The following is a 10,833-nucleotide window of genomic DNA, read 5'->3' as shown; positions in this document are numbered from 1 at the left end:
GAACGTGATGATGCTGTCGATCCCGGTGTGGTCCGGCAATGTCAGCGACATGCTGCCGGAGCAGCGCGATTTCTTCCACTGGATGTCGGCGCTGATCGCATTGCCGGCAGCCGCCTATGCCGGCCAACCCTTCTTTCGCTCTGCCTTCAACGCGCTGCGCACGGGCAACGTCAACATGGACGTGCCGATCAGCATCGGCGTGATCCTGGCGCTCGCCATGTCCGTTGTCGAGACCATCGGACATGCCGAGCACGCCTATTTCGATGCGGCGATCATGCTGCTCACCTTCCTCCTCGTCGGGCGCTATCTCGACCAGAGCATGCGGCGGCGGACCCGGGCCGTCGCCGGCAATCTCGCCGCACTGAAGGCCGAGACCGCGACGAAGTTCGTCGGACCTGACGAGATTTCGGTCGTGCCGGCCGCGGCAATAAGAGCTGGCGATATCGTGCTGCTGCGGCCCGGCGAGCGTTGCGCGGTCGACGGCACGGTGATCGACGGCCGATCCGAGATCGACCAGAGCCTGATCACCGGCGAGACGCGGTATGCGGCGGTCGAGGCCGGCAGCGCGGTCTATGCCGGTTCGCTCAACATCTCCGGCGGCTTACGCATCCGCGTTTCGGCGGCGGCCGAAGGCACGCTGCTGGCGGAGATCCAGCGATTGCTCGATCACGCCGTGCAGGCGCGCTCGCGCTATGTGCAGCTCGCCGACCGCGCGTCGCGGCTCTATGCGCCGCTGGTGCATGCGACTGCGCTCTTGACGATGATCGGTTGGTTGATCGCCGGCGCGAGCTTGCACGATTCCATCATCACCGCGATAGCGGTGCTCATCATCACCTGCCCCTGCGCGCTCGGGCTCGCGATTCCGACGGTGCAGACCATTGCCGCGGGCGCGATGTTCCGGGCCGGCGTGCTGATCAATTCGGGCGATGCCATCGAGCGCGTCGCCGAGGTCGACCGCATCATCTTCGACAAGACGGGAACGCTCACCTTGCCGGAGCTCGATGTGGTGAACTCGGCGGCCGTCCCCGCCGATATATCCGCGCTAGCGGGCCGGCTTGCGCTGGCAAGCCATCATCCGGTTGCCGCTGGGCTGGCACACGCGGCCGGCGCGAAATCGCCGCTGCCTGATATCACGGAGCAACCGGGGCAGGGCGTTTGCGGCATTTTTGAAGGCGAAGAGGTGAGGCTTGGACGTCCTTCTTTCTGCAAGGCCGATGATCTCGCGAACGAAATCCTGAGCCGCGATCCCGAGGCGTCGGTGGTTGCGTTTGCCCGCGGCGAGAAGCGTTACGTGTTCGCGGTCCGCCAGGGCTTGCGGCCGGACGCGCGCGAAACGGTCGCGGCGCTGCATCGGCGCGGCATCGCGGTCGAGATTCTGTCAGGCGATCGCGAGCCGGCGGTGCGGGCCGCGGCGGAGACGCTTGGCGTTCCCGAATGGCGCGCCGGCGTGACGCCATCAGACAAGATCGCGCGGATCGAGGAACTGAAGCGGCTGGGCGTCAAGGTGATGATGGTCGGCGATGGCTTGAACGATGCGCCGTCGCTTGGGGCCGCGCATGTCTCGATGTCGCCGATCTCGGCCGCACATCTGAGCCAGGCGACCGCCGATCTCGTCTTCCTCGGCAAGCCGCTCGCGCCCGTTATCGCGGCCATCGACTATTCGCGGAAGGCGCTGCGCCTGATGCGGCAAAACCTCTATCTTGCCGTCGGCTACAATTTCCTCGCCGTGCCGATCGCCATTCTGGGCTTGGTGACGCCGCTGATCGCGGCCGCCGCGATGTCTGGCTCCTCGATCCTGGTGATGCTGAATGCGCTGCGTGCGCGCCATGTCCCGCAGGAGAATCTGTGATGGAAGTGATCGTGTTCCTTGTGCCGCTGGCGCTCTTGCTCGGCCTGTTCGGGCTGCTCGGGTTTTTATGGTCGTTGAAGAACGGCCAATATGACGATCTCGAGGGAGCCGCCTGGCGGGCGATTTCTGACGACGACGAAACGCCGGCTTTGCGCCGCGTCGAGGTGAGGTCGGAATCGCACCGTAACGCCTCATCGTAACGCCTCGTCGTCGCGCGTCCTGGGCAGATGCTTCCGATTTTGATCTGGCGCAATACGGTCGGCTGTTTCGCCCCCGATACTTGATCTGCTCAAACCGTACCGGGAGGGTACTATGCCATCGGCTATAGGAACGGAATCGATCCGCGGTAGGCTCATGGGCAGGTTTTCGGAGTGGCTCGGCCGGCTCCGTGATACCGCCGACCTCCGCGCTCTTGGAGCCGCCGAGCTCGATTCCATCGCGCACGACCTTCGCATCTCATCGACCGAGCTCGAAACCCTCACTTTCCGTGGACACGGCGCTGATGAGCTGTCGGGGCTGCTCAAGGCGGTCGGCATCGACGAGACGATCACTGCGCGCAAGGAGCCGAGCGTGCTGCGCGACATGACACTTGTATGTGCGCTGTGCGCCGAAAAGTCCCGGTGCAACCGCGAGCTGGAGGCTGGAACAGCGGCGCAGCACCTTCATGAATACTGCGCCAACAGCTACACGATCGATGCGCTTCAGACGAAGCCAAAGTCAGATGCGATGGATCTTGCTCGCGGTCCGAGCTGCTGCTGACAAGCTACAAATGGTCTAAGGGCCTCTCGGTCTTTAAACCGCGCGACTGTGCACGCCTGTTGACCGAGGAAGGTGAGCATCAAACGCTGAGGCGACGCTACGCACCAGGAATTCCGATCCTTCGCTGACGGTTAGCCGACCTTGAGACATTGTCGCGACTCCGTCCGCTAAAAGCCGGTCGATGCGGGCGCGATCGACGACTGCTGTCCGTGGATCCCGATCATGGATGCGGGATATCTGCTCCAGGTCAACAGTCAAATCGCACATGATCCGCTCGATGTCCTCGGTGAAAGCATAGCCCTTCACCGTGGCGAACCGGCCTCCCGCGATGCGGTCCAGGTAGTCGCGCATGGCCACCACGTTCTGCACAAAGCCCTGCGGCATCCGACCGATCGCGCTCGCTCCGAGGCCGATGAGTGTGTCAGCGCTGTCATCGGTGTGGCCCTGGAAATTGCGCCGCAATCGACCCTCGCGCTGCGCCGTCGCGAGCGCATCGTCTGGGAGCGCGAAGTGATCCAGCCCGATGCGCACATACCCCGCGTCCTGAAGGGCTTCCGCGATGGTCTCGGACTGAACGTGTCGCTCGACACTGTCAGGTAAGCTCTCCTCCGCGATTTTGCGCTGATGCTTCTTGAATGACGGGACGTGCGCGTAACCGAAAACCGAAAACCGGTCGGGGCGCAATTCGACGCACTTGGCAATGGTGTCTAGACAACAGCTTACCGTCTGAAAGGGGAGACCATAGAGAAGGTCGAAGTTGATCCCCCGCACACCTACCCGGCGTAGCCTTTCGACTGCAGCTGCCGTCTGCTCGAAGCTCTGCAATCGATTGATTGCGCGCTGCACTCTTGGGTCGAAGCTCTGAACGCCGAGGCTCGCGCGGGTGACCCCGCAGTATTCTAAAGCCTGCGTCAGGTCGTTGGTCAGGGTTCGCGGATCGACCTCAACAGCGATCTCGGCATCCGGGAGTACGAAAAAGGCATAGCGGAAGGCGTCAGCGAGATCGACGAACAGCTCCGGAGTCATGATGGTTGGAGTGCCCCCGCCGAAGTGTAGATTCGCGACCGGCAGGCTTTTCTTTATCGTGTCCGCGACTAGTTGCGCCTCCCGACGCAAAGCTGCGACGAACACGGCGATCGGCGCGTCCTGCTTGGTCACCGACGTATGGCATCCGCAGTACCAGCACATTGAGCGACAGAAAGGTATGTGCACATAGAGCGAGACGGGTCGGTGGGCCGAAACCGATCTGAGCCAATGCCGATACACCTTCTCGCCGATTGCAGAAGAGAAGTACGGGGCTGTTGGATAGCTGGTGTACCGTGGGAGCTTGTCTTGCCCGTACATGTCGGCCAAGTCCGATCGCATATTCGAGTTCTCTGATTCCTAGCCACATAGCAGCCTTGGCGCCGACCGGACTTTGCGCTGGGTCAACTGGGATCTGAGTTAGCGGAGCGCCTTCGGGCTCCGCTTGCGGCGAAGCTTCCACTGCACCCGACCCGCAAAGTCAATCCGTCATGATCGCTCGCCCGAACGGCAGAGATTGGTCCAGAGCACAACCAGAAGCATCAAACCCACGATCAATAGGATTGCGACAAAGGTCTGTACAATGTCGAAATTCAAGGAATCCCGAGCGACCAAGAGCGCTGCGATCGGCGCGGGCCAGGATCGGCATGAGGCGGACGATCCATCCCAGCACCGCGGCCTTGATGCCCTCGGGTGATTCCACATAGTAGCCCAAGTAGTTGTCGAAGAAGCAAAGATGATCGCGGACCTCCTTAACGCCGGCGGTGTTCTCTGCAAGAACGATGGCCGCTTTCCCCAGCAAACGCCGGGGACGCTGGCTGAGATCGCCCAAAAGGTCAATCCGCTCCTCCGGGGGTGGATAGGTTATTACGGCCGGTTCAGTCGTTCGGCGCTGTTCTCTCTGGTCGATTACGTCAACCAGAAGCTGAAGGCGTGGATCATGCGAAAGTACAAGCGCGTCCGGCTCCACAAAACCGGTGCCTCGCTGTTCTTGCGAAGGCTGGCTCGAGATAATGCGGAGCTGTTCGTACACTGGCAGTTGTTCGGAACGACCACGTTCACCTGATGGGAGCGGTGTGAATCGAGAGGTTCACGCACCGTTCTGCGAGAGGCCGGGGGTGAAAATCCCTCGGCCTACTCACCCCTGGACAAAAACCAACATGGCGCCACTGCTGGGTTGGGCGCAGTGCGGTCAGCGGATCAAAGCCAAGGTACGCATGGCCGCTGGCAAACCATGACCTTTCTGGCCGCCTTGCGCCATGATCGCATCACGACTCCCTGGCTGATTGACGGGCCGATTGACGGCGCAACCTTTCAGCTCTATGTCGAGAAGGTCTTGGTTCCGACGCTGCAGCCCGACGACATCGTCATCATGGACAATCTCGACTCGCACAGGGGCAAGGCCGTGCGCCGAGCCATTCGTGCCGCCGGCGCCCGGCTCTTCGACCTGCCAAAATACTCACCCGACTTGAACCCGATCGAGCAGTTCTTCGCCAAGCTCAAACACTGGCTCCGCAAAGCCGCACAACCAACCGTCGAGACCATCTACCAAGCTATCGGTCCGATCCTCGGCACCGTCACACCAGCGGAATGGGCAAACTACTTCACAAACGCCGGATATGACCAAGCCTAATCTCATCACGCTCTAGCGTACACGCTGTTACGCTAAATGATCTCGAAGTACCGCTGGCGTTCAAACTCGGTGACTCGATGTTGAACAGCTTGCCACTCCCAGCGGCGGGAGCAAGAGAAGGCTTCAACAAACCTGTCTCCAAAAAGGTCGATAGCCTTTGCAGATTGCGCAAACCGGCTTGTCGCCTCTGACAAGTCCTGGGGAAGTCGCTCGAAGGAGGGATATTTTTGCTCGCTTGCATCACCAACAATTGGAGCTGCTAAGACAGCATTCTCTTCAATCCCCAGAATGCCGGAGCCGATGGCACACGAGAGGGCGAGATAGGGGTTCACATCTGCGCCACTCAGTCTGTATTCAAGGCGGTGTGCAGCCGGGTCTCCCGGAATGACCCGCACTGCACAGGAGCGGTTGTCAATCCCCCAGCTTGGGCAAATTGGAGCCCAATAGCCGGGCACCAGTCTTTTATAGCTATTCACGTTGGGCGCAGCGAGCACACAAAAGTCCTTCAAGTACTCCAGTTGTCCACCAATGAATTGCCTCATGGTTTTTGAGATGTTCTGGCTAGACTCGCTATCGTAAAACGCATTTCGACCATCTACTGACACTGAGATGTGAATATGTCCCGACTGACCCGGCCAATTCTCAGAAACCTTGGCCATAAACGTGGCCATCATGCCTCGCGTCTGCGCCCAAGATTTTATCATCGACTTAAAAAAGACGGCTCGATCCGCAGCATCCAGGGCATCACAATGACGAAGCGAAGCTTCAATCACGCCGGGCCCGGTTTCAAAGTGGAGCCCGCTGAGAGGTAATCTAGCGTTCTCACAAAGCGCGAGAATCTCATCAAACAGCTCTTTATTCGCGACGGCGCGCGTTAGTGAATACCCGAATGGCCCACGCGTCAAAGGAGTCCATTGATCAAAAGACTTGTTATCTATTGTCTCGGCGCTCTCCTTGAAAAGCATAAACTCAAACTCGAACCCAGCAGTGCAATTGTATCCGTGGTCAGCAGCCCTTCGTAGGACCTTACGCAAAACACCACGCGGGCAGATGCTCTCATGGGCACCTGCAAACTCAGCGAGGTAGAGACACTGATCATGGCCAATAGACACAGGACGGCCGGTGCCCAATAGAATACGCAGTTCGGCGTCTCCGAATGCGGATGGCGGCTTTTGGGTAAAACTGGCTGGAATCACTCGGTCCGAACAATCCCATGCGAGCACGGCTTCAGAGAACCTGATTATCCTGTCTCCATCCGGGATATCTTCAGCCATCACGTGCTTCCCTCGAAGGACACCGTCAAAGTCGCACACTCCAATCGCCGCCACGCGGGCCCCATTCGCGCCACTCACCCGGATTTCGCTTGGCATTAGTCGTGACCTTGGTTCGTCAAGTCGAATACTTGGTCCATCCGCATTGCTCGCAACCTGCGATAGTCACCCTCAAGCTGGGTCAGGTCGTTATTTACGAGATATACGATTCCTGGTGTTGACGCTAAGTCGGTCGTCGGAACTAGATCTTGGCCTATGGGAACGAATGCGATTGCATCCGCGAAGCTGGGGAGTTTGCGGATCGTTTCGAGTCCTGGATAACCGCCAACAACACCGCTCACGTCGGATATAAGCGAGACGCACAGTGCGTGAGCCCGCCGCCGGTAAGGCCCGCGTTGCCTCATATACTCAACAAAGCCAACGGGATCTGCGTAGCGCCACGCCATTAGTGTGACGTGGTTGTGACCCAACGCCATCGTCCGAGCTTTTCCCGACATTGTCCCTTGAAGCCTGGCTCCAAGGTCAACCAGAACAGGCCCCTTATGGTCGACGATGATCTCGGCATGAGCAGGCCCGTTGACAATCTCAAGCGCCTGCAACGCAGGCATCAAGTAGTCAGACAATTCTTTCACGACGGGCTCCGTGCCATCCAGCAACCGCTCGAGTGAGCAGACCGATCCTGCGCCCTCAACGGGAACGGTGTGATAGGTCCAGACCTCCGTGATGAAAGTGTCCCCATCGATCGAGACAGCGTTTACAGTGTATTGGTGACCGTTGATTTTCTCCTGCCCAAGAGCAAAGTGATTCAACGCTCCGGCACGATTCGTCTTTCCGACGATGGCACTTACAGCTCGCTGAATATCAGCACTGGTGGAGCAAAAGAACACATCCTCCGTTCCTGTGCTGTTCAGAGGCTTGATCACGATTTCGTCGAAACCCTCTTGAAGCATCCAACTTGTGAAGTCTTCCGCACTATTGGACACCACTTGTCTGATCGATCGCGCCCCTGCAGATGTCAAAGCTTCAGACATGAGCGATTTGTCACGTCTTGCAGCTGATAGGGCAGTCCCGTTCGAAGGCAACCCCAGACGTTCAGACAAGGAATCGGCCAGCTCAACTCCAGTCTCGCATCCGGCAACAACGAACTCCAATTCTCTGCCTCGGAGAGCCTCCAAATGATATTCAACGAGCTCCTCGCCAGCCATGCACTCGCGCGGCCGAATTATTTCATGATATAGGTCAGCGTTGAAATGCGGACGGTAAAAAGGTGGAATCTGCGCAGCCGACAATACGTGCGCAGTCTTAATTCCATAACGCTTGAACTCTTCCGGTAGGTATCGGCCGGTTGAGAATGCGTCGACTATTACACAATGCCGTTCGTTCATGCGGATCTCCGATACTGCAAGTAGATGTTGCACACAGCGACAGCCGTTATGAGAACATTTCCAAACAACGTATACGAAGAAGGCACTATTCGAGAATCGAAATGCTGGAACAGAAACGTAATGATCGGACTCGTCGACAGGACCATGTTCACCGTGAATGGTTCTACGCGGCGAATGCCCTCCTGTATCAAGAGCAAAGGAATGACAATCGTCGACAGTGCGACGATCGTGATCGCAGACCAACTCTGTGAGATCTCGAGGACGATAGAGGAATGATCGCCCAAGAGCAGCAGCAAGAGGATTGTTCCGTAGAAGCGATGAGCCAGCACTTTTCGACCGGAGAATCCATGGTCGAAGAGCAACTTCACGAGAATATTGGTAAGGGCAAGCGATAGACCGGCTACGATTGCCAAGAAAATACCAAAGGATGACCGAGGCCCCCACTCGATGCCGGCGTTGCCGCTCGCCGAAATCCAAACCATGTAGCTTCCAATAACCGCAACCAAAGCGCTCACGGCAATCTCCGATATCGGGGGGAGTCCCTGTTTTCTGATCAATGCGTTCAACCACACCGTCGCACAGGGGCCCAATGCCACCATGAACGTGACGACGATAGCGGGTTCTGCGTACTTCAGTCCGACAAATAGCCCAACCCAACTAATCGCTGTAACGAAATTGAGCGACGCAAAGGCCATAAGTGATGACTTCGTGACTCTTGACTGACCACCTTCGCGACGAGCCAAGAAGTTGAACGTCACGCATACCAGAGCAAAGGACAGAAGGAGAGTGTTGCATATGTTCGCCCGCTGAAAATACGATGCGGCATAAACCTCACCTGCCGCGCTTACGATGACATAGAGAGTGACGAAGAGAACTCCTGCGGCGAAGCGATTCGCCGATTGTCCGCTCTGCCTGTGCGCCTGGTGCGAAAGAGGGCGAAGCGAGAACGTTGCTCCCGAATCTGTTCCGAGAGGGTGTCCCTTCGACTCCAAAGGACCGCGTTTCGATTGAAATTTCACAATATGTCCTGTCGTCCATTTTGTTGGCGGTGCGCAACGCAAGCCTCTCCAAATGCTTTAAAGATGTGCTTGCTCAGGGGATCTGTGGCAACGTGCCATTCGGGGTGCCACTGCACACCAATCTGCAGCGTCGGCGCCTTAATTATAGAAGCAGCTTCGACGAGGCCGTCGGACGACCAGGCCTCTGGCTTCAGCGCAGCAGCGAGCTTCGCTATGCCTTGATTATGCAGAGAGTTAACTTGGGCTTCGAGCACACTCGCAATCGGAAAGAGCACACCATCAGAACATATCCTCACGCTATGCGTCACATCGTACTGACGATCCCTTGGAAGGTCGGCGTTCTCAGCATGTATCTCTCCACTTTCCCGCTTCCAATCTGAAAGAGACGAGTGAAGCGTGCCTCCTAGATAGACATTAAGCTCCTGAAGGCCGCGGCAAATGCCCAATATTGGCATTCGGAGGGCGATGGCCCTCTCAATGGCGGCAGCGGACAGCCTATCGCGTGGACGATCGCGTATGCCAACTTCAACTTCTTGCTGGCTTGTCAATGTACAGGGAGCAGGCGACCTTAAGATGGCAGGATCAATATTCGATTCATCACCGGTCAATACCAGGCCGTCGAGCCTGGGCATGATTACCAGATCGCTATCGAAGTCCGCGTCGTCAGCATCGATAGTCGGCAATATCACGCACGCCACTCCCGCATAACGAACCAGGGCTTGCACGTACTTGCGCCGCAACCAGTCGCGGTGCACACCATCGACCAAGAGACGGTTTGAGGTGACGCCGACAACGGCTCGGATCGAGTCTGCCCGTTGCGATATCAAGCTAGTTGCTCCTTCGTGCTAGCGCTGGCCACAGACTGCTCATACAATCGTCGATTTCGTTCCTTCAACTGAGCCATTACGCTCGGTTGGCCTTGAGGACCTTTGACGAAAAGCCCGCCCCAACTTGACGCAACACGTGCGTACTGAGGATCTTGCATTCGAATTGTTTGAGCGTTGTGCAGGAGCCAGAAAGGAATACCGGGCGAAAGATGGTGCTCAAGGTGGTATTCATCCAAGTTCAGCCCAAAGATGCTTCGCTCAAGAAAATTCCCTTTTCTGTTCCGAGTTAGATAGACGTTCTTGGTCTCTGTCTCGCACATGGGTGAGTGTTCGGCGATTTCGATGAACCAGCCGAGGACCTGAAACGTGGTGAGATAGGGCACAATCCAAAACAGGATGACAATGTGGATGAGCCCAAAAGAATATGATCCGATCAGTATCGCGATCCAGAAAAGATAAAAGCCATACTTGTCGACAAGTATGCCCGAACGACTCGTTTTCTGGTCCTCGATATCAGTTATCGAAAAACGATTCTGCCAAAGATACTTGAGATACGCGACTGTCGCGCCACCCAAGATCGGCTTCCAGATGATATTAAAGGCGTATCGACCCGGAGGGTGGACGTCGTAAACACCGCTTGCCAGGAAGAATTTTAGATCAGGGTCCTTCTCCGGGTCACCGAGATACGGATGATGCAAGTAGACGTGTGAAATCCGGTATGCCCAATGACGCTGGAACAGGGGATAGGCCGCGAACAGAATCCCCAGGACGTAGTTCCATGTGGTATTCCTCGCGAGGGTGCGGTGAGCGGCATCGTGAGAGATTGTCGTCAATCCACGCTGGTGGGCGGCGATAAATAGAACAGCGAGCGGATATAGCCACCACGACACATAGAGCGTCGCGAGCACGCAAGCTGCAATTACGGCATAATCTTTCGCGATATATACCGCTCCCTTCACGTTGTCAGGTTTTAGGTTGGAGAGCTGTTTGTTGATCTCGCGGCTGAATTGAACGGTCTCGAAGCGTGACGACCTCAGTTTCCAAGCATCTGTCTGTTTCATGGGAAA

The 10,833-nt window shown here is 57.4% G+C and carries 11 protein-coding genes and 1 pseudogene; 5 read left to right on the top strand and 7 right to left on the bottom strand.

Features of this window, described 5'->3' with window-relative positions; all coding sequences use genetic code 11:
- From J6497_RS36290 to J6497_RS36280, 3 genes are all read left to right on the top strand, one after another.
- A partial coding sequence (locus J6497_RS36290) for a copper-translocating P-type ATPase (RefSeq protein WP_225708999.1) occupies positions 1-1,849 on the top strand: 1,849 nt, incomplete at its 5' end.
- Positions 1,849-2,049, top strand: a complete 201-nt coding sequence (ccoS, locus tag J6497_RS36285) for a cbb3-type cytochrome oxidase assembly protein CcoS (RefSeq protein ID WP_225708998.1) — start codon at positions 1,849-1,851, stop codon at positions 2,047-2,049. The genes J6497_RS36290 and ccoS, both read left to right, overlap by 1 nt.
- Positions 2,050-2,203: 154 nt before the next feature.
- Entirely contained in the window at positions 2,204-2,608 is a 405-nt protein-coding gene (locus J6497_RS36280; protein WP_225708997.1) for a DUF6455 family protein, read from the top strand.
- Between the two features lie 33 nt (positions 2,609-2,641).
- On the opposite strand, the gene hemN is transcribed toward J6497_RS36280, so the two are convergent.
- Positions 2,642-3,973: an oxygen-independent coproporphyrinogen III oxidase gene (hemN, locus tag J6497_RS36275; protein ID WP_225708996.1), complete on the bottom strand. Its 1,332-nt coding sequence runs from the start codon at positions 3,971-3,973 to the stop codon at positions 2,642-2,644.
- Between the two features lie 139 nt (positions 3,974-4,112).
- Positions 4,113-4,346 carry a hypothetical protein gene (locus tag J6497_RS36270; protein ID WP_225709000.1) on the bottom strand — a complete coding sequence of 78 codons (234 nt, stop codon included), beginning with the start codon at positions 4,344-4,346 and terminating at the stop codon, positions 4,113-4,115.
- Positions 4,347-4,367: 21 nt separating this feature from the next.
- Here J6497_RS36270 and J6497_RS36265 point away from each other — a divergent pair, with 21 nt between their 5' ends.
- The gene (locus tag J6497_RS36265) at positions 4,368-4,697 is read left to right on the top strand and encodes a group II intron maturase-specific domain-containing protein (protein WP_225708995.1); all 330 of its coding nucleotides are present in this window, start codon (positions 4,368-4,370) and stop codon (positions 4,695-4,697) included.
- 79 nt (positions 4,698-4,776) lie between these two features.
- Positions 4,777-5,264: pseudogene (locus tag J6497_RS36260) on the top strand (IS630 family transposase); the annotation flags it as partial.
- Between the two features lie 32 nt (positions 5,265-5,296).
- Here J6497_RS36260 and J6497_RS36255 read toward each other — a convergent pair.
- From J6497_RS36255 to rtxC, 5 genes are all read right to left on the bottom strand, one after another.
- Positions 5,297-6,538 (bottom strand): glutamine synthetase family protein, encoded by a 1,242-nt coding sequence (locus J6497_RS36255; RefSeq protein WP_225708994.1) that lies wholly within the window; start codon positions 6,536-6,538, stop codon positions 5,297-5,299.
- Between the two features lie 95 nt (positions 6,539-6,633).
- A complete protein-coding gene (locus tag J6497_RS36250) occupies positions 6,634-7,920 on the bottom strand; it encodes an ATP-grasp domain-containing protein (RefSeq protein ID WP_225708993.1) in 1,287 nt (428 codons plus the stop codon).
- Positions 7,917-8,939, bottom strand: a complete 1,023-nt coding sequence (locus J6497_RS36245; RefSeq protein ID WP_225708992.1) for an EamA family transporter — start codon at positions 8,937-8,939, stop codon at positions 7,917-7,919. Before J6497_RS36245 ends, J6497_RS36250 begins: the two co-directional genes overlap by 4 nt.
- Complete coding sequence (locus J6497_RS36240) at positions 8,936-9,766, bottom strand: gamma-glutamyl-gamma-aminobutyrate hydrolase family protein (RefSeq protein WP_225708991.1); 831 nt, start codon at positions 9,764-9,766, stop codon at positions 8,936-8,938. The genes J6497_RS36245 and J6497_RS36240 overlap by 4 nt, the downstream gene beginning before the upstream one ends.
- Positions 9,763-10,827, bottom strand: a complete 1,065-nt coding sequence (gene rtxC / locus J6497_RS36235; protein ID WP_225708990.1) for a dhydrorhizobitoxine desaturase — start codon at positions 10,825-10,827, stop codon at positions 9,763-9,765. The genes J6497_RS36240 and rtxC overlap by 4 nt, the downstream gene beginning before the upstream one ends.
- Positions 10,828-10,833: the final 6 nt, after the last annotated feature.

Source organism: Bradyrhizobium cenepequi, assembly GCF_020329485.1.
GTDB classification, from domain to species: Bacteria; Pseudomonadota; Alphaproteobacteria; order Rhizobiales; family Xanthobacteraceae; genus Bradyrhizobium; species Bradyrhizobium cenepequi.
The sequence above is the reverse complement of the archived record's forward strand: the minus strand, read 5'-3'. Positions and strand labels throughout refer to the sequence as shown.

Coding starts and splice junctions, on each gene's coding strand:
- rtxC (WP_225708990.1), bottom strand. CDS start 10,827: ATGAAACAGACAGATGCTTGGAAACTGAGGTCGTCACGCTTCGAGACC.
- J6497_RS36280 (WP_225708997.1), top strand. CDS start 2,204: ATGGGCAGGTTTTCGGAGTGGCTCGGCCGGCTCCGTGATACCGCCGAC.
- ccoS (WP_225708998.1), top strand. CDS start 1,849: ATGGAAGTGATCGTGTTCCTTGTGCCGCTGGCGCTCTTGCTCGGCCTG.
- J6497_RS36265 (WP_225708995.1), top strand. CDS start 4,368: ATGATCGCGGACCTCCTTAACGCCGGCGGTGTTCTCTGCAAGAACGAT.
- J6497_RS36255 (WP_225708994.1), bottom strand. CDS start 6,538: ATGGCTGAAGATATCCCGGATGGAGACAGGATAATCAGGTTCTCTGAA.
- J6497_RS36250 (WP_225708993.1), bottom strand. CDS start 7,920: ATGAACGAACGGCATTGTGTAATAGTCGACGCATTCTCAACCGGCCGA.
- hemN (WP_225708996.1), bottom strand. CDS start 3,973: ATGCGATCGGACTTGGCCGACATGTACGGGCAAGACAAGCTCCCACGG.